The organism is Bacillus sp. UMB0728 (assembly GCF_002858875.1).
Classification (GTDB): Bacteria; Bacillota; Bacilli; order Bacillales; family Cytobacillaceae; genus Bacillus_AB; species Bacillus_AB infantis.
Genome location: NZ_PKLA01000004.1, coordinates 72,295 through 94,121, shown reverse-complemented (window position 1 = coordinate 94,121; position 21,827 = coordinate 72,295). Strand labels below are relative to the sequence as shown.

The 21,827-nt window shown below is 46.6% G+C and carries 20 protein-coding genes; 17 read left to right on the top strand and 3 right to left on the bottom strand.

Annotation, left to right across the window (positions count from 1 at the left end):
- Nucleotides 1-3 precede the first annotated feature (3 nt).
- Nucleotides 4-1,230: a sporulation integral membrane protein YlbJ gene (gene ylbJ / locus CYJ37_RS16300; RefSeq protein ID WP_035401061.1), complete on the bottom strand. Its 1,227-nt coding sequence runs from the start codon at nt 1,228-1,230 to the stop codon at nt 4-6.
- A gap of 326 nt (nt 1,231-1,556) precedes the next feature.
- Between ylbJ and CYJ37_RS16295 the strand changes: the two genes are divergently transcribed.
- The gene (locus tag CYJ37_RS16295) at nt 1,557-2,357 is read left to right on the top strand and encodes a patatin-like phospholipase family protein (RefSeq protein WP_022543690.1); all 801 of its coding nucleotides are present in this window, start codon (nt 1,557-1,559) and stop codon (nt 2,355-2,357) included.
- Nucleotides 2,344-3,366 carry a SepM family pheromone-processing serine protease gene (locus CYJ37_RS16290; RefSeq protein ID WP_101550677.1) on the top strand — a complete coding sequence of 341 codons (1,023 nt, stop codon included), beginning with the start codon at nt 2,344-2,346 and terminating at the stop codon, nt 3,364-3,366. Before CYJ37_RS16295 ends, CYJ37_RS16290 begins: the two co-directional genes overlap by 14 nt.
- A gap of 39 nt (nt 3,367-3,405) precedes the next feature.
- Here the strand turns inward: CYJ37_RS16290 and CYJ37_RS16285 are convergent, their stop codons facing one another.
- Nucleotides 3,406-4,632: a nucleotidyltransferase gene (locus CYJ37_RS16285; protein WP_101550675.1), complete on the bottom strand. Its 1,227-nt coding sequence runs from the start codon at nt 4,630-4,632 to the stop codon at nt 3,406-3,408.
- Between the two features lie 224 nt (nt 4,633-4,856).
- Here CYJ37_RS16285 and CYJ37_RS16280 point away from each other — a divergent pair, with 224 nt between their 5' ends.
- The 4 genes from CYJ37_RS16280 to CYJ37_RS16265 all read left to right on the top strand — a co-directional run bounded on the left by CYJ37_RS16280 (nt 4,857) and on the right by CYJ37_RS16265 (nt 7,257).
- Complete coding sequence (locus CYJ37_RS16280; RefSeq protein ID WP_094769954.1) at nt 4,857-5,378, top strand: YceD family protein; 522 nt, start codon at nt 4,857-4,859, stop codon at nt 5,376-5,378.
- Between the two features lie 126 nt (nt 5,379-5,504).
- Nucleotides 5,505-5,678: a 50S ribosomal protein L32 gene (gene rpmF, locus CYJ37_RS16275; RefSeq protein WP_009791160.1), complete on the top strand. Its 174-nt coding sequence runs from the start codon at nt 5,505-5,507 to the stop codon at nt 5,676-5,678.
- A gap of 139 nt (nt 5,679-5,817) precedes the next feature.
- Nucleotides 5,818-6,576 carry an enoyl-CoA hydratase/isomerase family protein gene (locus CYJ37_RS16270; protein WP_101550673.1) on the top strand — a complete coding sequence of 253 codons (759 nt, stop codon included), beginning with the start codon at nt 5,818-5,820 and terminating at the stop codon, nt 6,574-6,576.
- A 78-nt stretch (nt 6,577-6,654) separates the two neighbouring features.
- On the top strand, nt 6,655-7,257 hold the full coding sequence (locus tag CYJ37_RS16265; protein WP_009791162.1) for an RsfA family transcriptional regulator: 603 nt from the start codon (nt 6,655-6,657) through the stop codon (nt 7,255-7,257).
- A gap of 51 nt (nt 7,258-7,308) precedes the next feature.
- On the opposite strand, the gene CYJ37_RS16260 is transcribed toward CYJ37_RS16265, so the two are convergent.
- Entirely contained in the window at nt 7,309-7,791 is a 483-nt protein-coding gene (locus tag CYJ37_RS16260; protein ID WP_009791163.1) for an N-acetyltransferase, read from the bottom strand.
- A gap of 341 nt (nt 7,792-8,132) precedes the next feature.
- Here CYJ37_RS16260 and CYJ37_RS16255 point away from each other — a divergent pair, with 341 nt between their 5' ends.
- The 11 genes from CYJ37_RS16255 (at nt 8,133) to CYJ37_RS16200 (ending at nt 21,537) form a co-directional block, all read left to right on the top strand.
- Nucleotides 8,133-9,476 (top strand): acetyl-CoA carboxylase biotin carboxylase subunit, encoded by a 1,344-nt coding sequence (locus CYJ37_RS16255; protein WP_101551133.1) that lies wholly within the window; start codon nt 8,133-8,135, stop codon nt 9,474-9,476.
- 14 nt (nt 9,477-9,490) lie between these two features.
- Nucleotides 9,491-9,703: a biotin/lipoyl-containing protein gene (locus CYJ37_RS16250; protein ID WP_009791165.1), complete on the top strand. Its 213-nt coding sequence runs from the start codon at nt 9,491-9,493 to the stop codon at nt 9,701-9,703.
- A 32-nt stretch (nt 9,704-9,735) separates the two neighbouring features.
- Nucleotides 9,736-11,277 (top strand): acyl-CoA carboxylase subunit beta, encoded by a 1,542-nt coding sequence (locus CYJ37_RS16245; protein ID WP_009791166.1) that lies wholly within the window; start codon nt 9,736-9,738, stop codon nt 11,275-11,277.
- Nucleotides 11,278-12,038: 761 nt separating this feature from the next.
- Nucleotides 12,039-12,932 (top strand): 2-dehydropantoate 2-reductase, encoded by an 894-nt coding sequence (locus tag CYJ37_RS16240; protein ID WP_101550671.1) that lies wholly within the window; start codon nt 12,039-12,041, stop codon nt 12,930-12,932.
- Nucleotides 12,933-12,944: 12 nt separating this feature from the next.
- The gene (locus CYJ37_RS16235) at nt 12,945-13,340 is read left to right on the top strand and encodes a DUF3397 domain-containing protein (RefSeq protein ID WP_101550669.1); all 396 of its coding nucleotides are present in this window, start codon (nt 12,945-12,947) and stop codon (nt 13,338-13,340) included.
- Nucleotides 13,341-13,464: 124 nt separating this feature from the next.
- Nucleotides 13,465-15,099 (top strand): bacillithiol biosynthesis cysteine-adding enzyme BshC, encoded by a 1,635-nt coding sequence (gene bshC, locus CYJ37_RS16230; RefSeq protein WP_101550667.1) that lies wholly within the window; start codon nt 13,465-13,467, stop codon nt 15,097-15,099.
- A gap of 307 nt (nt 15,100-15,406) precedes the next feature.
- Nucleotides 15,407-15,838 (top strand): division/cell wall cluster transcriptional repressor MraZ, encoded by a 432-nt coding sequence (mraZ, locus tag CYJ37_RS16220; protein ID WP_009791171.1) that lies wholly within the window; start codon nt 15,407-15,409, stop codon nt 15,836-15,838.
- Between the two features lie 61 nt (nt 15,839-15,899).
- Nucleotides 15,900-16,832 (top strand): 16S rRNA (cytosine(1402)-N(4))-methyltransferase RsmH, encoded by a 933-nt coding sequence (gene rsmH / locus CYJ37_RS16215; protein ID WP_009791172.1) that lies wholly within the window; start codon nt 15,900-15,902, stop codon nt 16,830-16,832.
- Between the two features lie 94 nt (nt 16,833-16,926).
- Nucleotides 16,927-17,286: a cell division protein FtsL gene (ftsL, locus tag CYJ37_RS16210; RefSeq protein ID WP_009791173.1), complete on the top strand. Its 360-nt coding sequence runs from the start codon at nt 16,927-16,929 to the stop codon at nt 17,284-17,286.
- A complete protein-coding gene (locus CYJ37_RS16205; RefSeq protein WP_009791174.1) occupies nt 17,283-19,526 on the top strand; it encodes a penicillin-binding protein in 2,244 nt (747 codons plus the stop codon). The genes ftsL and CYJ37_RS16205 overlap by 4 nt, the downstream gene beginning before the upstream one ends.
- Nucleotides 19,527-19,620: 94 nt before the next feature.
- Entirely contained in the window at nt 19,621-21,537 is a 1,917-nt protein-coding gene (locus CYJ37_RS16200) for a stage V sporulation protein D (RefSeq protein WP_022543694.1), read from the top strand.
- Nucleotides 21,538-21,827: the final 290 nt, after the last annotated feature.

Here is a 21,827-nt window from a genome sequence, read left to right as displayed (position 1 = left end):
CGGTTATTTTTTTTGTGCATCTCCTGCATAAATTTGCCTGCCCAGCAGGAAAATATAGACAAGCAAAGCTGCGAGTGTTATCAGCGGTCCATGCTCTGCCAGGAAGGCTGCAGCCTGTGAATAAGCATTTCCGCCAAATAGCCCAACAGGCAAAGCATTGGAAGGGGCATCTGTATGATAGAACCTCTCATAGACTGGCCCCCAAAGAAGAAAGGCGAACATAGCCGCAGCAATTCCATGGATGATTCTTGCAGCAAAGAAAGGCTTAAAGCCGATATCTGTCTGGGCCAGAATGCTGGCCACCTGAGCCTGTACACTAAACCCTGAGAATCCCAGTACAAGACTTGTTACGATCACCTGCTGCATCAGGGTGGCCTGCTGAATCTGGCTCGTCATCTGGCTTCCCAGTGTTATTTCAAACAGACCTGATATAAATGGGATGCTGAGCTCGGAAGGAAGACTGATGCTGCTGAAGGCGACTGCTATGAATTCGGCTGCAAAAGCTGTGATATGCAGATGGAAGAGCAATTTATTGATAACCGAAAATAAGATGATGAAGCCCCCGATCATAAGCAGCGTCTGGACTGATGACATAACAGCGTCGCCGAGCAATTTACCGATGGGCCTGTTGTCATTGATTCGTGTCTGATGGAGAGCAGAAAACGCAGCCCTGAGAGAATTTTTCCTTTTTGGCTTTGAGCGGGTCATCTCTTCTTTTCTTCCATAAAATCGCATGATCAGGCCGACAGTAATATTTCCAAGATAGTGGGCCAGAGCCAGTATGATGCCGATTTTTGCATTGTTGAAAAAACCGACAGAGACTGCTCCAAAAATAAACAGGGGGTTGGATGAGTTTGTAAAAGAAACGAGCCTTTCAGCTTCTGTTTTAGTCAGCTGATCTTCCTGGCGCAGCCTGGCAGTAAGTTTTGCCCCGGCAGGATAGCCTGAAGCCATCCCCATCGCCCAGACAAAACCTCCGACGCCCGGAACGCGGAAAAGCGGCCGCATGAGCGGCTCCAGCAAAACGCCGAGGAATTTGACCACCCCGAATCCAATCAGCATCTCAGATACTATGAAAAAGGGGAGGAGAGAAGGAAAGACAATTTCCCACCACATATTGAGGCCTCTAATCGACGCGTCGACTGATTCTTGTGGAAAGGATATGAGCGATACAGCCATTAATGTAACGGATGAAGCTAATATGAGTGTTTTTAGTTTGGAACGCAACACCGGCAAATCCTCCCTTATCAGGTAAACAAACTGTGCAGCTCATGCAGAACAGTGATAAACTGTATTTATAATCAGCGGGCCGGGTCTGGAGCGGCAAACCGTCCCTCCTGAGGCGCAGTAGATTTTTCAGCCAATATACAGGGTTTTCCATTTGCTTTGCCCAATCGGCTTCAGCCGGGCACGCCTTGTCCCCATATATCCCAATATACTCATAGAAAGATAAAATAGACCATAAGATTAAACCAGGCTTTATTGTGTTTGATGCGGAGGTAAGCAAATTCTTGACTATCGCCCGCCATGAGTCATATATAAAAGGGGGGATGCTGATGAGGCAGCCCGTGATTGGATTGGCGCTGGGATCAGGGGGAGCCAGGGGGTTCGCCCATCTTGGCGTCATCAAAGTGCTGAAAGAGGAAGGAATTAACGTCGATGTGATTGCCGGGAGCAGCATGGGAGCGCTTGTAGGCTGCTTTTATGGAGCAGGACTGGACATTGACAGGCTCTATAAGCTGGCAGGTGCTTTCAAAAGAAAGTACTATCTTGATTTTACAGTGCCGAAGATGGGGTTTCTGGCTGGCAAGAAGGTGAAGGAACTTATTCGATTGTTTACCCATGGCAAGAACCTGGAAGATCTTGATATCCCTGTCAGAGTGGTTGCAACTGATCTTAAGGCAGGGGAAAAAGTTGTTTTCAGCAAAGGGCCGATTGCTGATGCCGTCAGGGCAAGCATATCAATACCCGGGATTTTCACTCCGGAAAAACTGGAAGACCGGCTCCTGGTCGATGGGGGAGTCATTGACAGGGTGCCGGTGTCAGTTGTCGAAGAAATGGGAGCGGACCTGATCATAGCTGTCGATGTGTCAAGAGTGAAGACCAGCTCTGACATCACATCGATATTCGATGTGATCATGCAAAGCCTGGATATTATGCAGATGGAGCTCGTTTCGAACCGGGAGATCGCCTCTGATATCATGATCAGACCGCATGTGGAAATGTACAGCTCAAGGGCTTTCACCAATATTGAAGATATCATCAGGATTGGGGAAGAGGAAGCAAGAAAGCAAGTTCCCAGAATAAAGGAAGCTATTCAAAATTGGAAGGGGCAAGAAGACGATGAAGAGAAATAAAATCTTCCTCCGTTCCTTCTTTATCGCTGCAGTGATTTTGCTGGCAGGTTTTTTCTATTATCTGCCTTACTATGTAACAAAACCAGGCATGGCCAAGCAGCTGGAACCGATAATTGAAGTGGAAGGCGGATATGATGAGGCAGGGGACTTCATGCTTACAACCGTCAGGATGGGCAGGGCCAATATTTACTCCTATCTGACTGCAAAGGTGAGCAAGTTCCAGGAAATCTATCCTGTCGAGGAAATAAGGCGCGAAGATGAAACTGATGAAGAATACAATGTCCGCCAGCTGCATCTGATGGACACATCAAAAACAGCAGCCATTGAGGTTGCCTATAAAAAGGCTGGCCTGCCGGTGGATTATGAGTACAGAGGGGTCTATGTGATGAATGTCCTGCCTGATATGCCTGCTGACGGAGTGCTGAAGGCCGGCGATATGATAACACAAGTCGACCATCAGAAATTCAAGTCGTCTGAAGAATTCATTTCTTATGTCAGCAAACAAAAAGAGGGAGACACCATTACACTTGCCTATAAAAGAGGCGGGGAGAGCAAAGAAGCAGAGGTTTCCCTGAAAGCTTTCAAGGATGATCCTGATAAAGTCGGGATCGGCATATCGCTTGTCGATGACAAGGAGATTAAAGTCGAGCCGGAAGTCAGCCTCAATACAGAGGAAATAGGCGGTCCGTCCGCTGGATTGATGTTTTCACTGGAAATCTACAATCAGCTGACTAAGGAAGATTTGACAAGAGGTTATCAGATTGCAGGAACAGGAACCATTTCTGCCGATGGAACAGTCGGAAGGATTGGCGGGATTGAGCAGAAAATTGTAGCGGCCGACAAAGCTGGCGCAGAAATCTTTCTGGCGCCGAATGAAAATGGCGCAGCCGGGTCGAACTACAGCGAAGCAGCAAAAACTGCCGAGGAGATCGGGACAGATATGAAAATCATTCCGATCAACACATTTGAGGAAGCGGTAGATTATTTGGAAGGTTTGGAACCAAAATAACTAAGCAGGCAGGATCAATCCCTGCCTGCTCCTTTTTTGTCAGGCCCTGCTGCCTTTCAGATAGATTGGCGGCTGAGTGTATTCCATTTCCAGCAGTTTCTGGCGCTGCGGATGTGGGAGGGCTGAAGCATAGATCCTGGCTGCACGTATATCCTGCCGCAGAGCTTCTTCCGGGCTGGAAGACAGCTTGGAGATGAGAGGCAGGCCGAGGCTTCCTTTTTGCCTGTTTAAATATATCCGCCCTTCTTCACTCATCCCGAGCAGCCGGAGATAGGATGCTGACTTAGGCTGCGGCAGCATTTCTTCTTTTTTCGTGTTGGTCAGTATATGGACACAAGCCCGCTGCAGCCTTGTCCAGGTATATCGCTTCGTTTTTATGGATTCCATAAACTCATGGAAGGTTCCTGCCTTTATGGCCGAATGCATGATTCTGTTTTCAAGGCCTTCTTCCATTTCGTAAATTTCTTTTAGTTCAGGAGCGGACATCTGGAGCAGCCGGTACTTGAGGAAGGGCCAGTACATTTCCCACTGGTGGAAGGCACCGAATGTTTTTTTATAATCTTCCATGATGTCAAGCGTTGTTACAGGAACATATGATTTGATATCGGTCAGTTCAAGCCCGTCTGAAAACAAAGCTTTCCTGATGCTTGTTGCGCTCGCAATGGTCTCTGATGAGAAATGTTCGTCATGATAGCCTGCACTTTTTCTTTCCACAGTCAGGAGCTCCAATTCCTTATGGCGGGAATAGACCGACTTGGCGTACTGATAGCCGAGAATATTGTTCGGCTTGGACAGGTCCAGCCCGGCTTCGTCCAGCCCGAGATCTTTGAAAGCAAGTGACAATGCTTTAGGGTAGCTGTTTCCGTCTCCTATATGGTGCTTGATCCTTTCCTGGTAGGCTTCATTATGCTCATCGAGCAGATGGACGGCAGCGTTGAATGTTTCGATGTCTCCTGATTCGCTCCCAAAGCAGAGGGAGCTGCATCCTGCAGCAGCAAGAATGGAAACTGCACCGTCTGCAAAAGTTTCGGCATTTTGAACAGCGAACTTATAGGGAAGCTCAAAAACGAGGTCGGCGCCGGCTTTTAACGCCATTTCAGCCCGTGCCCATTTAGAGAGGAGCGCTGGTTCCCCTCTTTGGAGGAAATTTCCGCTCATGACAGCTATGGCAATATCTGCGCCTGCTGCTTGCCTCGATTTTTTCAGATGATATAAATGCCCGTTATGGAAAGGATTATACTCAACGATCACACCAACTGCTTTCATAAGAACATTCCCCTTATAATGGTTTAATATCGGCTGCTTGTGATAAACCTATGTTATAGTGACAGAAGCTATAATGGTAGATGAGGCTACTCCTTCAAGAGGAAAAAGCCCGGAAAATAAGCCGATTCTGAGTTTAACTAGCTTAAATTATAGTGTAAAGAAAAAATATTGACAAATAATTATATGAAAGCTATAATTACTTTTGTTGCCTTGGGGTGATTCGTATGAAATGGACAATAAGTCAATTACAGAAATATCGAAGCAAGGATTATCCGATCGATGAGACAGTGGATGTGAGCGGGATCAGGGAGACCGACCCGACGATCAGAGAAGTTTCGCCGATTCATATATTTGGCCGGGCGGATATAGATTCGTCCAAGGTGACTTTTCATTTAGCGATTAAAGGTCATCTGGTGCTGCCTTGTTCTCGTACGTTAGTTGATGTGCATTATCCAATTAATGTTGAAACAACTGAAACATTCCTCTTAAAAGGTTTGGATTATGAAACCGAAGAGGAAACCCATCAGGTGAAAGGCGATGTCATTGATCTTCAGCCGATCATTGAAGAAATCCTTTTGCTTGAAGTCCCTATGCAGGTTTTTTGCGAGGACAGCGGTGAAGAGGGGGCCCCCCAATCCGGCAAGGACTGGGAAGTCATCCAGGAGGAAGACCTTCAAAAGAAAGTCGACCCCCGTCTTGCTGGGCTTGCGAATTTCTTTGATCAAAATGATCCCTCCGGCGAATAGCAGGAGACTGGATTATGATCCCCGGAATATTTCCGGACTTATGAACTACTACAAGAAGCATTTGAAGAATCCAGCGAATACCTGGCCTTCATAACTTTCTTAATACTCTTTAAGGAGGTGGGAAGAATGGCTGTACCTTTTAGAAGAACTTCTAAAACTGCGAAAAGAAAACGTCGCACTCATTTCAAACTGCAAGTGCCTGGTATGGTAGAATGCCCAAACTGTGGTGAGATGAAACTTGCTCACCGCGTGTGCAAGGCTTGCGGAACATACAAAGGAAAAGAAGTTGTTAACGACTAATTTTCACTATTAAAAGCACAGGGATTATATCCCTGTGCTTTTAATTTTGGCATTTTCCGGGTGAAGCTGGGCTGTTCTGTGATTTTATTGCTATTTAGCCGGACTTCTTCCTATAATGGAAGAAAAGTGAAGGAAGATGATGATGCCGTATTCAATAGAACAGCATGAAGATGGGCTGCTTCAATTCACGATCAACAGGCCGGAAGTCCGGAATGCAATCAACTATGAAGTAATGGAAGGGCTGAGGGAGGCAGTCAATCTGGCGGGCAGGAAAGAGGTTAAGGCACTTATGATAACCGGAGCCGGAGGCCATGCTTTTTGTTCAGGCGGAGATTTGGGGCTCTTCCACAGCCTGAAGACAGAGGATGAGGCTTTTGGAATGCTGTCAGGGATGGCGGCAATCCTGAAAGACCTGCTGTTCCTGCCAAAACCGACAGTGGCTTTTTTAAATGGGGCGGCGGTTGGAGGAGGCTGTGAGATTGCATCTGCATGCGATTTCCGTATAGCAGCTCCGGGTGCAAAGGCTGGATTCATCCAGGGAAAGCTAGCAATTACGACCGGCTGGGGCGGCGGCTCTATTTTAATGGAGAAACTCCTGCCAGCCAATGCGCTGAAAATGCTGGCGGAAGCATCGGTTTATGGATGCTCTGAACTGCTGGAGCTCGGATTCATTCATAGGATAAGCCAAAAGGAAGCGCTCGAAAGCTGCAGGGATTATTTGTCAAAAATTCTCCAGCTGGATGTGAATGTGCTTGAAAGCTACAAAAGGCTGCAGATTAAAAAGTGGCAAAACAGCCATATTCTGCAGAGAATTGACGACGAAGTCCGCCACTGTTCAGTTCTGTGGGAAAAGGATGAGTATCATGCGCAGGTGGACAAATTTCTAAATCGCTCTTAGTCATTATAATTTATTTTGCATCAGTCTATCTTTTCTAGCAGAAGCATATGCTTTTAAAAAGACTAGGAGGGATAGCTGATGTCGACAACAAGGCAGGATGCCTGGACCCAGGATGAGGATCTGCTGCTTGCCGAAGTGGTGCTTCGCCATATCCGGGAAGGCGGTACACAGCTGCAGGCCTTCGAGGAAGTGGGAAAACAGCTTTCAAGGACCCCTGCGGCCTGCGGTTTCAGATGGAATTCTTATGTGAGGAAGCAATATAAATCAGGGATTGAGCTTGCTAAGAAACAGCGGAAGGAATTGAAGAAAAAGCCGGAAGCAGTCCAGACTGGCAAGCAGGAACCTGAATCCGCCAAAACGGAGGATGGTACCTCAACGGAAAAAGCCGCTACCGGGGCAGAAATCCCTGAAGTTGAGGTTATAGTGGGTTACATTGAAGCATTGTACCGCAAAGCCAATCAGCCAGCCGCGGCTGAGACGGGAGAGCAGATCAAGAAACTGGAAAATCAGGTATATTACCTGGCTGCAGAAAACGAAAGGCTGCTGAAGGAGATTTCTGTCATGGAAAGAGACTATGAAGCGCTTACGGAAATAATGGAAAGGGCAAGGAAGATGGTGGTGCTGAAAGAGGAAGACCGCCAGCAGAAAACAAAGAACAGCCAGCAGGTATTTCAAAAGTGATCATACTAAAAAGCGGACAATTGATGTCCGCTTTCTGGCTGTCTGCCCCTGTTATTTGCTTTCAACCGTCTGTTCAGAGGCTCCGGCAGGAATCCACACCAATGGGTTTTCTCCCAGATCCCTTTCTATGTCATACGAGACGGAAGTGAATCCCATCCTTTCCCAGAATTCCTTTGATTTGATGCGGGGATTGGTTTTGATAGGAAGACTGAAGCTTTTCGCAAAGTTCACAAGCGCAGTTCCGTACCCTTTGCCCTGGTAATCAGGAAGAACTTCCAGCTTCCAGAGCTCAAGATAATCCTGCGGCGGGCTGAAATACCGGTCAAACTTCGCAGCCTCCCGGTAAAGACTCATTCTGGCAACCAGCTTATCCCCGAAATAGATCCCGTAAAAAGGAGACTCGCTGTCGTTCTCAATAATATTGGCTTCAAGATCTTCAAACATGGATAATTCCTGCAGGCCATATTCTTTGAATCTTTTAAATTCCTCAAGTGTTTTATAGTTCACCTTTAATTTTTCTACTTTAAATTCCATTATGTTTCCCCCTTGCGTACTGGTTACATTACATCATATGAATTTTTTTGCCCTGCAGTATAGAAAATTAAACCTGCCTGTTACAGCAAATATTTGAAGGCGCTTTCCAATATTATATAACAAAATAACAAATAATTCTGCATAATCAAGTTGTAATTGATGTTGAATTTTATGGCAGCATGCAGATATCTGGAATGAATGCTGCTGTCAGGCAAAAAGAAAGAGAGCTATTAGCTATTTTCAAATAATATAGAAAGCGTTTTCAAAAAAAGAAGGGAAAAAGGAGAACTTTGTAGAAATATATTTTATTGCAGGGATTAAGCCAGGAAAGGGGACTGAATGTGCGAAAAATACTGATTGCAAACCGCGGGGAGATTGCCTCGCGCGTTATTAGAACATGCCGTGAAATGGGAATTGAAACGATTGCTGTTTACTCAGATGCAGATAGCGGAATGCCATATGTCCAGGAAGCAGATCATGCTTTCCGGATAGGGGAGCCCCCGGTTGGCAGATCTTATCTCAAAACAGATGAAATACTGCGGATTGCCAAAGCTGAAGGGGCCGATGCTATTCACCCAGGCTACGGCTTTTTGTCAGAAAACGCGGCTTTTGCCCGCGCTGCAGCTGATGCGGGAATCGTCTTCATCGGACCCTCCCCTGAGACCATAGAGCTGATGGGAGATAAAATCGTTTCCCGGGATACTATGGTAAAGGCGGGAGTTGCGGTCGTTCCGGGAAGCAGTGAAGGTGTCGCCACGCTGGAAGAAGCTATAAGCCTTGCAGATGAAATGGGCTATCCTGTCATGCTTAAGGCAAGCGGCGGCGGGGGAGGGATCGGAATGATCCGCTGTGAAAATGAGCAAGCGCTCGCTAAGTCCTACGAATCAACGAAAGCACGGGCAAAAGCTTATTTTGGCTCAGATGAAGTATTCGTAGAAAAGTATATTCCTAATGCCAGGCATATCGAGGTCCAAATATTCGGGGATTCATTCGGAAACCTTGTGCACCTGTATGAAAGGGACTGCTCCATCCAAAGAAGACACCAAAAAGTGGTTGAGGAGTCGCCATCCCCTTTTTTATCTGAGGGGACAAGGCAGAATATGCTGAAAACAGCGCTCAGAGCAGGAGAAGCGGTCGGCTATGTGAATGCCGGAACTGTTGAATTCATTGTAGATGAAGAAGAGAATTTCTATTTCCTGGAGATGAATACAAGGCTCCAGGTCGAGCATCCCGTAACCGAGCAGATCACCGGCCTGGATCTTGTAAAATGGCAGATCCTCGTGGCAAGGGGCGAAAAGCTTCCATTGCTGCAGGATGAAATAGCAAGGAACGGCCATGCAATCGAGTTCAGGCTTTATGCAGAAGATCCTGTAAGTTTCATGCCTTCTCCGGGAAAAATTGATAGCTTTTACTGGATAACGGGGGACGGGATCCGGATGGATAACGGATATCTCGCTGAAAACACAGTCACACCTTTTTACGATCCAATGATTTCGAAGTGCATCATTTTCGGGGGCTCGAGGTCAGAAGCGATCCAGCGGGCATCTGATTTCTTTACACATTTGGAAATCACGGGGATCAAAACAAATGCTCCTTTATTTCAGCAGATATTGAATGACGAAGATTTTATTAAAGGAAATTATACAACTGCCTTTTTGGCGGAAAAGAAATTTGCAGTTCATTAAGAGGAGGAAATCACATGAAAGAAATAACATCATCAATGGCTGGTACAGTTTTGAACACAATGGCAGGGCCTGGGGACGAGGTCAAGGCCGGCCAGGAAGTCATTATGCTGGAGTCCATGAAAATGGAAATCCCGGTTGAAAGCCATATGGACGGAAAAGTAGCTGAGGTAAAAGTCTCGGCCGGTGATTTTGTCAATGAAGGAGACGTTCTGATCGTACTGGAATAGCAGTCCGCCAAAAGAAAAAGAGGAGGCATAACATGAAGGCAGTCAACACTTTGACCGAAACATTAAGGGAAAGGTCCGAAGCGGCAGAAGCCGGCGGGCCCCCTAAATATCATGAAAAGCTGAAGGCGCAAAATAAGCTGTTTGTCAGAAAGCGCCTCGAGCTTTTATTTGATGACGGGGAGTATATGGAAGACGGCAAATTTGCCAATTGCAAGGAAGAAGGCCTCCCGGCTGACGGTGTTGTTTGCGCCACTGGAAAAGTGGGCGGACAGACAGTCTGTGTCATGGCAAATGATTCAACCGTAAAGGCTGGATCCTGGGGGGCAAGGACCGTCGAAAAAATCATCCGGATCCAGGAAACCGCCGAGAAGCTGAAGGTTCCATTATTGTATTTAGTAGATTCTGCCGGCGCCAGGATTACAGATCAGCTGGAAATGTTTCCAAACCGCCGAGGTGCCGGCCGAATATTCTATAATCAGGTCAAGCTGTCGGGAGTCATCCCGCAGATTTGCCTGCTGTTCGGCCCATCAGCTGCAGGGGGGGCTTATATACCGGCTTTTTGTGATATCGTCATCATGGTGGATCAAAACGCATCCATGTACCTGGGTTCACCAAGGATGGCTGAAAAGGTCATTGGGGAAAAGGTGACGCTGGAAGAAATGGGCGGAGCACGTATGCATTGTTCTGTCAGCGGCTGCGGCGACGTGCTTGCATACAGTGAGGAAGAAGCGATCGAATATGCCAAACGGTACTTGCCGTACTTCCCTCCAAACTTTCTGAAGAAAACGGAACTGCTGGAGGGAATGGCAGCCAAAGAGGGCCGTCAGCTGGAAGACATCATTCCGGTTAACCAAAATGCGCCTTTTGATATGTATGAATGCATTGATGCATTGATTGACGAAGGCAGTTTCTTTGAAATCAAGAAGCTGTTTGCTCCTGAAATCGTTACCGGGCTGGCTCGGATAGGCGGGAGAGCTGTCGGTATCATTGCCAATCAGCCGAAGGTTAAAGGCGGTGTGCTGTTTGTTGATTCAGCCGATAAAGCGGCAAAATTCATTCAGCTCTGTGATGCCTTCCATATTCCGCTGCTGTTCCTTGCAGATGTCCCAGGTTTCATGATTGGCACAAAGGTTGAGCGCGCCGGCATTATCCGCCACGGCGCAAAGCTGATCGCAGCCATGAGCTCGGCAACTGTTCCGAAGATATCCGTCATTGTGCGGAAGGCATATGGGGCCGGATTATACGCAATGGCGGGCCCTGCATTCGAACCTGACTGCTGCATTGCCCTGCCGACCGCACAGATTGCGGTAATGGGCCCTGAAGCCGCCGTCAACGCCGTATATTCCAATAAAATCAATGAAATAGAAGATCCAAAGGAGAAAATAGCCTTTGTCCAGGAGAAGCAGCAGGAATACAAAGAACATATCGATATCTACAGGCTTGCTTCAGAATTGATCGTAGATGATATTGTCGCTGCCTCTGATCTCCGCGATCAGCTGATCGAGAGATTCTCTTATTATGAAACAAAAGAACTGAATTTCAGCGTGAGAAAGCATCCGGTTTATCCGGTTTGATAGAAAGGCCTCATCAGGGCTAGGCTTTGCTGCTGGATAATAGAAAAGAGGAGGGTTCCGGTCCAGAGGCTGGAACCCTTTATTTGTAGATAAAGAAGACAGAGGATCCTAGTCAAGGCTGCTGAGACCCTCTGACCAGGAAAAAAGAAAAACAGAGGGTTTTAGTCAGAGCCACTAAGACCCTCTAACCAGAAAAAAAGAAAACAGATGGTCTTAGTCAGAGCCACTAAGACCCTCTGATCAAGAAAAAAGAAAACAAAGGGTTTTAGTCAGAGCCACTGGGGCCCTCTGATCAAGAAAAAGAAAACAGAGGGTCTTAGTCAGAGCCACTGAGGCCCTCTGATCAAGAAAAAAGAAAACAGAGGGTCTTAGTCAGAGCCACTAAGGCCCTCTAACCAGAAAAAAAGAAAACAGAGGGTCTTAGTCAAGGCTGCTGAGACCCTCTGACCAAGAAAAAAGAAAACAGAGGGTCTTAGTCAGAGCCACTGGGGCCCTCTGATCAAGAAAAAAGAAAACAGAGGGTCTTAGTCAGAGCCACTGAGGCCCTCTGACCACTGTAGTTCTGCTCCGCTCTACTCATCAAGCCAAAATGCCTTTAATTTACTTTTAAATACCTTCTGCGCGTACTGGCCACTTGCCTGATTTCATCCCATAACTTCAGCTTTTTTTATAAAAAAAAGAAAAAGTCCCAGGCGGAGTACAGGAAGTTGGCTATATCTGATAGAATATTACTAAAAGTTACAAAATATAGAGGAGTTATTATGAAAATAGGAATCATTGGCGGGGGGGCCATTGGATTATTATTTGCAGCCTACTTGCAGAAAGGTCATGACGTCACTCTGTATGTCCGTTCTGAAGAGCAGAAAAAGCTTATCTCTTCATATGGGATTTCATTATTGGCGGAAGGCAGGGAACATATTTCTTCTGTACAGGTGCTGCTGACTGATGAATGGAAGGGAGAAGAAGAGCTCTCCATTATTGCGGTCAAGCAATATGATATCCACCCCCTTATTTCTATCATAAATGATAATCAGACGGCCCCATCCTCTTCTTTTTTATTTCTCCAGAATGGAATGGGCCATCTGTCACTGCTTCACGAACTCAGGGCCAGGGCCATCCTTGTAGGAACTGTTGAGCATGGGGCTTTAAAAAATGATGCAAGGACCGTTCAGCACACAGGTGCTGGAAGAACGAACATAGCGGTTTTCTCAGGAGAAGGAACAGAAGCGGCCGAATGCCTGGAGGAAACTTCAGGGGACTTTCCTTTTTCTGTCCGCAAGGATTACAAGGAAATGCTCCTTCAAAAGCTTGTCATCAATGCTGTAGTCAACCCGTTGACTGGCATTCTTCAAGTGAAAAATGGAGAATTGATTGAAAATCCCTTTTATTACATAGTAGTGCAGAAATATTTTGCGGAGATTGCCGCTGTGCTGGAGCTGTCCGATCCTGAAGAAGCTTTTGATGCTTTGGTTTCAGTCTGCAGGAAAACTTCATCAAACACTTCATCTATGTTAAAAGACCTGCAAAACCAGAGGCAAACAGAAGCTGATGCCATTCTCGGATATATTCTGGGAGAAGCGGATAAAAAAAATAAACACGCTCCCCTTGTTCATGCATTTTATTCGTGCATCAAGGGGAAGGAGCCTGGAAACTAGGGGGGATCCATCATGTCATCATTCTTTTCGGCAGTTGCCGCAACACTTGTAACAGTACCGCTGCTAGGCTACCTGATTGTATTCGTCATCAGCAAGCAAATTACAGGAAGCCACAAAAAGTCAGTCCGCATTGCACTCGACTCTAGTACATTTCTTCTTATTCTTTCTGTTCATTTTTTGATCCTGGCTATTTGGGAACGGTCTTATTTATGGATTATAGTGCTGTTCATGCTGTTTGCTGCAGTCATATTCACAGTCATCCATTGGAAAGTTAAACATGAAATTAATATCCAGATGATTTTCAAGGGGTTCTGGCGATTCAATTTTCTTTTGTTTTTCTCTGCCTATATTGTCCTTTTGATCTTCGGTGTCTTTCAAAGTGTCTCCGGCTATCTGTCTATTCCGTAAGCAGGCAATGCTCCGATAGTCATTTTTGGGGCATGTTTCTCAGGCAAAGTTTTTTTCTTTTCAATTCTGACAATGATATACTCAGATAGGAGTGAAAATTGTTGACCAGAAAGGAAGTACTTAGATGGAGATTTTAAATCTCTCACTGCCGGCATCCAGCCGGTTTGCGACAGATTATACGTCTCATGAGCCTGAGGTGGAGCGTTTTTTCCATTACCGCTATCATGATGCCAGCGAATATCAAAGGCGTTTGAACGAGCTGAAGGGACGGAAGTTTTACAGAGAAGAGCTTGCCGATTATATCGGGCAATATATGTCCAGATTTCCTTCTTCGGACAAAACCGGCATTTCATTAGATAAGCTTCGCTCGGAGGACAGTGTGGTCATCATCGGCGGACAGCAAGCAGGAATATTGACTGGGCCTTTATATACTATACATAAAGTAATTTCTATAATTGTTCTTGCAAAGCAGAAGGAAGCCGAACTCGGAGTTCCCGTTGTACCGGTGTTCTGGATAGCCGGGGAGGATCATGATTATCATGAGGTCAATCATATCTTTGCGGAGAACAGCGGGCGGATTGAAAAAGCTGTGTATCCGCATAAGATACTGGAGAAGAAAATGGTATCTATGATCGAGCTGGATCGAGCCCTGTGTTTCCGCTGGGCTGAAAGCCTGATTGAAGGCTATGGAGAAACAGAGCATACAAAAGATCTGCTTCAGTTTGTCCAGCGGGCTGCCGACGAGTCAGAAACCTTTGTGGACTTTTTTTCATATATGATTATGGAGCTGTTTAAGGAATATGGCATTTTGCTTGCCGATTCAGGCGACAGCCGCCTGAGAAAGCTTGAAAAAAACATTTTCTCTGAACAGCTGAGCCAGTTTTCCTCCATCACCAAAGCTGTCAAACAGCAGCAGAGGGAAGTGGAGGCGGCCGGTTTTAAGCCGGCGATCGAAATAGGAGATAATGCAGCAAACCTTTTCTTCTATGATGAACTCAATTCTGAAAGGGTCCTTCTGGAATATAATGAGGAACTCAGCGTATTCGAAGGCAAAAACGGAGCTATTCAGTTTTCTCTTGATGAACTGTCGCTGATTGCCAAGGGATCGCCTGAAAAGCTAAGCAATAATGTGGTGACAAGGCCAATTACGCAGGAACGGCTTTTCCCGGTCCTTGCTTTTATTGCCGGCCCGGGGGAAATTGCCTATTGGGCAGAGCTCAAACAGGCATTTGAACATCTCGGCATGGAGATGCCTCCGATTGTGCCAAGGCTGAATATCACATTGCTGGAAAGGCCTGTTGCTTCGGACATCCAGGATCTGGACCTGGAAATGGCAGCGGTTTTGGAAAATGGAACAGGCAAAGAGCAGGAAGCTTTTGTGGATGGAGTAAAGGACCAGGCGCTTTCAAGCCTTTTCGGAGAAACGAAAAAGCAGCTGATCAGCCAGTATAAGATGATTGAAAGCCGTCTTCGGGAAACTGACAGGGGAATGCTGCCCCTGCTTGAAAAAAATGAATCTTTTCTTCTAAAGCAGCTGGATTTCATGGAGGCGAAGACTGAAGAAAGCTTGAAAAACAGGCATTCAGCCATTCTTTCTAAATACAGGCGGATTGAAGCTGCCTTAAGGCCATCGGGGTCGCCTCAGGAACGGATCTGGAATATCCTATATTATCTGAATTTGCATGGTCTTACCCTTATAGACGATATAATGGAGCTTCCATTTGAGTTTGATGGAAAGCATAAACTGGTAAAGCTCTAAAAAGAAGGACGGCCACTGACCTGCATGCCTGTAAAGAGGTTTGGGATGGAAACATTCCAAACCTCTTTTTTTTTATGAGTTTTTTTGAAATGGAAATTTGTTTCCCCATCCCTTGTCAATATGGCTGGGAATTTTTTCGCATTGAGAGCAGCGCCTGCATCCAGGAAAGAATTTTCCATCAGGAAATAAAAAGGAGAAAAATAATTATTTACCAGAAGGATTTGCAGAATGCAAGGAGAATATTAAAAACATGTGGAGGAAAGTGGGGGAATGTGGTACATTTGAGTTGGAAAGTGGGGTTTAGGGCATGTTCATGGGCGAATACCATCATAATGTTGATACAAAAGGCCGTTTGATAGTGCCTGCTAAATTCCGTGACAATTTGGGCGAAATGTTCATTTTGACACGCGGGCTTGATCAATGTTTGTTTGGCTATCCGCTTTCTGAATGGAAGCAGCTTGAAACAAAGCTGAAAGGGCTGCCCTTGACCAAGAAGGATGCACGAGCGTTTACCCGCTTTTTCTTTTCCGGTGCATCTGAATGCGAACTCGATAAGCAGGGAAGAATCAACATTTCCAGCCCGCTCATGCAATATGCGAAGCTGGAAAAGGAATGTGTCATAGTAGGCGTTTCCAATCGAATCGAAATATGGAGCAAACATCTGTGGGAAGATTTTTTTGCAGAGTCAGAGGAATCTTTTGCTGAAATTGCAGAAAATATGATTGGGTTTGATATATAATGGGAATGTTTTATTAGTATAATAATTCCTCGATGATTCGATTGGAAGGTGGAAGACAAGGATGTTTGATCATAAAACAGTTTTGCTGGAGGAAACGGTAGCCGGTCTCGATATTAAGCCGGATGGCGTCTATGTCGATTGTACAATGGGCGGGGCCGGCCACAGTGAACTGATTCTGACACAGCTGTCAAGCCGGGGGAAGCTGTATGCTTTTGACCAGGATGAAACAGCTATTGAAAATGCACAAGAGAAGCTCAGCAAATATGGAGACAAAATCACTATAATAAAAAGCAATTTTCTTCATTTAAAGGAAGAGCTGGAAAAAGCCGGAGTCACTGAGGTGGATGGTGTGCTCTATGATCTTGGCGTATCTTCGCCGCAGCTTGATACACCTGAGCGGGGATTCAGCTATCATCATGATGCTCCGCTTGATATGCGGATGGATAAGGATGCAAGCCTGTCCGCTTATGAAGTGGTGAATGATTGGCCGTATGAGGACCTTGTCAGGATTTTCTTCCGGTATGGCGAGGAAAAGTTCTCAAAGCAAATAGCAAGAAAGATTGAAGCCGCCAGGGAGAAAGCACCGATTGAGACGACCTCCCAGCTGGTCGAACTGATAAAAGACGGCATACCGGCACCGGCAAGAAGGAAGGGCGGCCATCCTGCCAAGCGGGTTTTCCAGGCAATCAGGATTGCTGTCAACGATGAGCTTGGTGTTTTTGAGAAGTCGCTTGAGCAGGCGATTGATATTCTAAAGCCAGGCGGCCGGATCAGTGTCATAACTTTCCACTCGCTTGAGGACAGGATATGCAAAGCGACTTTCAAGAAAGCAAGCGAGACTCCGCCGCTGCCTCCGGGCCTGCCGATCATTCCAGACGAGTTCAAGCCGGTGCTTAAGCTTGTTGCAAGGAAGCCTATACTTCCATCAGAAGAAGAGCTGGAAGAAAATAACAGGGCGCGGTCGGCAAAGCTGAGGGTTGCAGAAAAACTGTAAGCAGACTAATAAGGGGACAAGCTTAACAGCTTGCCCCAATATAAAAATTAAGGCCAGGCATTGTCCGGCCCTATATGATCACAGGAGGGATAAAATGAGCAACTTGGCAAGGAAAATGCAGCAGGAGGAAGTACAGCAGCACAAGACAGCTGTAAAGGTGAAGAAGGTTAAGATTAAGAACCTGTGGCTCTCGCCCGGCGAAAAAATAATGGGTGTCGTTTTTGGGGCCATTGTCTGTTTTGGCGCTGTCCACATCATTTCAAACCAGGCTGCCATTTATGAGATGAACAAAGATATCCAGGATATCCAAACCTCTATAAACGAGAAAGAAAAATCAAATCGCGAGCTTGAAATGCAAATCAGCGAGCTAAGTACATACGAGCGCATTTTTGAAAAAGCAAAATCTCTTGGTCTGACACTTAATGAAAATGTCAGAGGTGTACAGGATAAATGATGAAAAAACAGCCAAATATCAATTATGGAGCAGCGATATTATTTGTAATATTCAGCCTGCTCTTTTTTGTTCTGATGTACAGATTTGTGTCAATTCAAATAACAGGAGAAGCGGGCGGCCAGCCTTTGGCGGCAAAAGCGGAGCAGAAGTATACCAATGAACGCGTCCTTGAGGCGAAAAGGGGAACCATCTATGACCGGGGGGGCGATGTGGTAGCAGAGGACGCCAGCTCATTTACGCTGGTTGCCATTCTTGATAAAGATATGACTGTCAACAAAAAGAAGCCTAAGCACGTGGTTGACAAAGATAAAACGGCAAGGGAGCTTTCCAAGGTAATTGACCTGGAAGAATCCGAGATTAAGAGGATTCTATCAAAGCCTGATGCCAAACAGGTGGAGTTTGGTACGGCAGGCCGCAATATATCCAATTCGCTTAAGAGGGAAATCGAGGACCTGAAGCTTCCGGGAATTTCTTTCCGGCCGGAAATCAAGCGATTCTACCCTAATGGTATGTTTGCATCCCATCTGGTGGGCTATGTTGAAAAGCCCGAAGAAGAGGATAAGGATGAGCCGGAAAGAACGCCGGCAGTCGGAAAGCTCGGGATAGAAAAAAGCCTGAACACCGTCCTGAGCGGCATCAATGGGAAGGTAACCTATGAAAAAGATCACTGGGGATATCTTCTCCCGGGGACTGACGAAAAGGTAAAACCGGCCAAGGATGGAAATGATGTTTATCTGACGATCGATAAAAAAATCCAGACATTTCTGGAAGACAGCATGAATAGTGTCCAAAAAGAATATAATCCGAAGAAAATGGTGGCGATCGTGGCTGACCCTAAGACAGGGGACATCCTGGCCATGTCTCAGCGGCCGTCCTTCCATCCCCAGACAAGGGAAGGCCTGTCAGATGATTGGTATAATGAGGCAATCGAGACTTCATTTGAACCTGGTTCGACCATGAAGATATTTACGCTGGCATCTGCGATTGAAGAAGGGCAGTTCAATCCCAATGCCTGGTATGAGTCAGGGACCTATGTGGTGGACAAGGGATCAAGGCCGGTCCGGGACCATAACTATGGACGGGGATGGGGTTCAATCACCTATCTCGAAGGAGTGCAGCGATCCTCCAATGTTGCTTTTGCAAAAATTGCCAAAGAGCAGCTTGGCTTTGATGCTTTCAGGAAGTATTTGACCAGGTTTGGGTTTGATAATCCTACCGGAATAGACCTTCCGAATGAAACAGGTGCTAAATTCGCCTATCAGTATCCGATTGAAAAGGCAAACACTGCATTCGGACAAGGGACGGCTGTCACGCCGATCCAGCAGATCCAGGCAGCAACCGCCATTGCGAATAAAGGGCAGATGATGAAGCCCCATGTGATTGACAAAATCGTTGATTCAGCAACAGGAGAAGTAATCAAGGACACAAAGCCTGAAAGCGCCGGAAAGCCGATATCCGAAAAAACGGCGAAGGAAGTCCTTGATATACTTGAAACAGTAGTTTCATCAGAGAAAGGTACAGGCTATAAAAAATATAATCTGGAAGGCTATAAAGTTGCCGGGAAAACCGGAACCGCACAGATTCCGGGATCAGGCGGATATTTGACCGGGCCAGAAAACTATGTTTTCTCCTTCATGGGCATGGCGCCGGCAGAAGATCCTGAGCTGGTCATGTATGTGGCAGTCCAACAGCCGCAAATCGATGATTACGTAAAAGGGTCTCTGCCTGTATCGCAGATATTCAAGCCGGTTATGCAGAACAGCCTTCAATATTTGAATATAGAACCTTCAAAGCAGACGAAGGTCGAAGCAAAAGAGGTTCCGGATGTTGCAGGCCTTTCTGCGGATGATGCTGCCAAAAAGCTGAGCGGCGCAGGGTTTGTGCCGGCGGTGATCGGGAAGGGCGGCAAAATAACGGGACAGCTTCCGGAACCGGGAGCTTCTATACTCGAAGGGGAACGGGTAGTCATTAAAACGGACGGGACTTTGAATGTTCCTGATATGCAGGGCTGGTCTATGAGGGATGTTATGAAGACGGCTAAAATTGCCGGCCTGAAGCTGAATACGGTAGGCAGCGGCTTTGCAGTCAAACAGAATCTTTCCCCGGGATCTCCAGTCAAAGAAGGCGAGTTTCTAATTGTGGACTTTGAAACGCCTCTGGAACAATACAGCCGGTCAGCTGCCGAAGAGGATGAAGCTGCCGGCGGGGAAGACGCTGAAGAGGAAGAAGTATTGGATTAACAGTAAAGGGCGCACCGTTTCAGGCGGTGCGTTCTATTTGTGCCGGTACAAGCATATAGTTGAACGAGCCATAATTGAAGGAGGTTCGTTTTTCATGCGCGTTTCAAATGTTACCGTAAGAAAACGGTTGACCATTGCTTTATTGGCAGGCATACTCATCTTTTTCATCATCGATATCCGGCTCGGATATGTCCAGTTTTTCCTTGGCAGCATGCTGACGGATGAAGCTAAAGAGCTGTGGAGCCGGGACATCCCGTTCGAGCCGGAAAGGGGAGAAATCGTCGACCGCAATGGTGTGGCTTTGGCAACCAATGTCAGTGCCCCGACCGTCTATGTCGTTCCAAGGCAGGTAAAGGATCCTGATGAGACGGCTGAGAAGCTGGCCGCCATACTGAATATGTCCGAGGAGAAGGCGCTTCAGCTGATCACCAAGCAGGCATCAAGTGTGAAAATACCTGAGGGCAGAAAAATTTCCCATGAAAAAGCAACAGAAATCAGGGCAGAGGGAATGGCTGGGGTCTATATCGCCGAGGACTCCAAGCGGCATTATCCTTTTGGCAATTATCTTTCACATGTGCTCGGATTTGCCGGGATCGACAACCAGGGGCTGATGGGGCTGGAGCTTTACTATGACAAAGATCTGAAGGGCGAGAAAGGCTCTGTCAAATTTTACGCAAATGCAAAAGGACAGCGGATGAATGATATGGCAGATGATTATAAGCCGCCGGTCGATGGCATGGACCTGAAGCTGACGATCGACTCGAAGGTGCAGACGATTGTCGAGAGGGAGCTGGATATTGCAGAGGCGGCCTATAATCCGGACGGGATCATTGCGATTGCCATGAACCCGAATACAGGGGAAATCCTCGCAATGTCAAGCAGGCCGGACTTTGATCCTGCCAATTTCCGGAACGTTGCGCCGGATATTTACAACCGGAACCTGCCGGTCTGGAGCTCATATGAGCCGGGCTCCACTTTTAAAATCATCACTCTTGCAGCTGCCCTTGAAGAAGGGAAAGTAGACCTTGCCGAAGATCACTTTCATGATCCGGGCTACACTGAAGTAGGAGGAGCGAAGCTGCGCTGCTGGAAAAGAGGGGGGCATGGAAGCCAATCATTCCTCGAAGTCGTGCAGAATTCATGCAACCCGGGCTTTGTGGAATTAGGAGAAAGGCTTGGGAAGGAAACACTGTTTAAATATATTAAAGACTTTGGTTTTGGTGCAAAAACAGGCATAGATCTTCAGGGTGAATCAAAAGGGATCTTATTCGATCTTGAAAATGTCGGTCCGGTTGAACTGGCGACCACTGCTTTTGGACAGGGTGTTTCCGTTACGCCGATCCAGCAGGTTGCAGCAATATCAGCAGCCGTCAATGGCGGGACGCTGTATACACCATTTATAGCAAAAGAGCTGATTGACCCTGCTTCAGGTGAAATCGTGATGAGAAAAACCCCTGAGGCTAAGAGGAAGGTCATATCAGAGGAAACTTCTAAGGAAATCCGCCTAGCACTTGAAAGTGTAGTGGCTCAAGGGTCCGGGAAAAAAGCGTTCGTAGACGGATACAGGGTCGGCGGCAAAACCGGGACTGCGCAAAAGGCGGAAAACGGAAGATATCTCGAGAACAATCATATTGTGTCCTTTATAGGCTTTGCCCCTGCGGACGATCCTGAGCTTGTTGTTTATGTGGCAGTTGACAATCCTAAAGGCACTATCCAGTTTGGCGGGGTGGTTGCTGCACCGATCGTCGGGAATATCATGGGCGACAGCCTTAGGGCAATGGGTGTTGAGCCGAGAAAGGAACAGCTTGAAAAAGAGCTGACATGGCTGGATACTCCGATGGTGGAAGTGCCCGATTTAGTAGGCATTACGAAAAAGGAGCTCGGCGAATTGATTGTCAACCTGAAAATAGACGGCAGCGGGGAAGGCGAGACAGTTGTCAGGCAAACCCCTCAGCCTGGTGTGAAACTGAAGGAAGGGTCAACAATCAGACTGTATTTTGATGACAAATAAGAGCAGGATGCGGGCGGCCGGTCAGCGCTGCCCGTTTTCTTTAGTAAGAAGCAAAAGGAATTTATTCATCCATTTCAGTCAAAGGAAGTTTTTCTTTAAATTTTCATTACTAAATGGCTAAAAGAAGAATAATCATGTAAAATATAAGTCGCCATGCAGGAATTATTTTGGCTGAGAGCTTTAGGGAAAGCATACAGCTGCTTTTTCAGCTATGAAAAAAGCAGCTGCAGATCCGCTGCGTGGCCGACTGAGCAAAACGGCAGGGGATGATGCAGGCTGATGCTGCCTGT

Excerpts from the sequence above, each read along its gene's own strand:
- CYJ37_RS16250 (WP_009791165.1), top strand. The coding sequence starts at position 9,491 with ATGAAAGAAATAACATCATCAATGGCTGGTACAGTTTTGAACACAATG.
- mraZ (WP_009791171.1), top strand. The coding sequence starts at position 15,407 with ATGTTCATGGGCGAATACCATCATAATGTTGATACAAAAGGCCGTTTG.
- CYJ37_RS16280 (WP_094769954.1), top strand. The coding sequence starts at position 4,857 with ATGAAATGGACAATAAGTCAATTACAGAAATATCGAAGCAAGGATTAT.
- ftsL (WP_009791173.1), top strand. The coding sequence starts at position 16,927 with ATGAGCAACTTGGCAAGGAAAATGCAGCAGGAGGAAGTACAGCAGCAC.
- CYJ37_RS16240 (WP_101550671.1), top strand. The coding sequence starts at position 12,039 with ATGAAAATAGGAATCATTGGCGGGGGGGCCATTGGATTATTATTTGCA.
- CYJ37_RS16200 (WP_022543694.1), top strand. The coding sequence starts at position 19,621 with ATGCGCGTTTCAAATGTTACCGTAAGAAAACGGTTGACCATTGCTTTA.
- CYJ37_RS16260 (WP_009791163.1), bottom strand. The coding sequence starts at position 7,791 with ATGGAATTTAAAGTAGAAAAATTAAAGGTGAACTATAAAACACTTGAG.
- CYJ37_RS16235 (WP_101550669.1), top strand. The coding sequence starts at position 12,945 with ATGTCATCATTCTTTTCGGCAGTTGCCGCAACACTTGTAACAGTACCG.
- CYJ37_RS16270 (WP_101550673.1), top strand. The coding sequence starts at position 5,818 with ATGATGCCGTATTCAATAGAACAGCATGAAGATGGGCTGCTTCAATTC.
- bshC (WP_101550667.1), top strand. The coding sequence starts at position 13,465 with ATGGAGATTTTAAATCTCTCACTGCCGGCATCCAGCCGGTTTGCGACA.
- CYJ37_RS16245 (WP_009791166.1), top strand. The coding sequence starts at position 9,736 with ATGAAGGCAGTCAACACTTTGACCGAAACATTAAGGGAAAGGTCCGAA.
- CYJ37_RS16265 (WP_009791162.1), top strand. The coding sequence starts at position 6,655 with ATGTCGACAACAAGGCAGGATGCCTGGACCCAGGATGAGGATCTGCTG.
- CYJ37_RS16205 (WP_009791174.1), top strand. The coding sequence starts at position 17,283 with ATGATGAAAAAACAGCCAAATATCAATTATGGAGCAGCGATATTATTT.
- rpmF (WP_009791160.1), top strand. The coding sequence starts at position 5,505 with ATGGCTGTACCTTTTAGAAGAACTTCTAAAACTGCGAAAAGAAAACGT.
- rsmH (WP_009791172.1), top strand. The coding sequence starts at position 15,900 with ATGTTTGATCATAAAACAGTTTTGCTGGAGGAAACGGTAGCCGGTCTC.
- CYJ37_RS16285 (WP_101550675.1), bottom strand. The coding sequence starts at position 4,632 with ATGAAAGCAGTTGGTGTGATCGTTGAGTATAATCCTTTCCATAACGGG.
- CYJ37_RS16290 (WP_101550677.1), top strand. The coding sequence starts at position 2,344 with ATGAAGAGAAATAAAATCTTCCTCCGTTCCTTCTTTATCGCTGCAGTG.
- CYJ37_RS16295 (WP_022543690.1), top strand. The coding sequence starts at position 1,557 with ATGAGGCAGCCCGTGATTGGATTGGCGCTGGGATCAGGGGGAGCCAGG.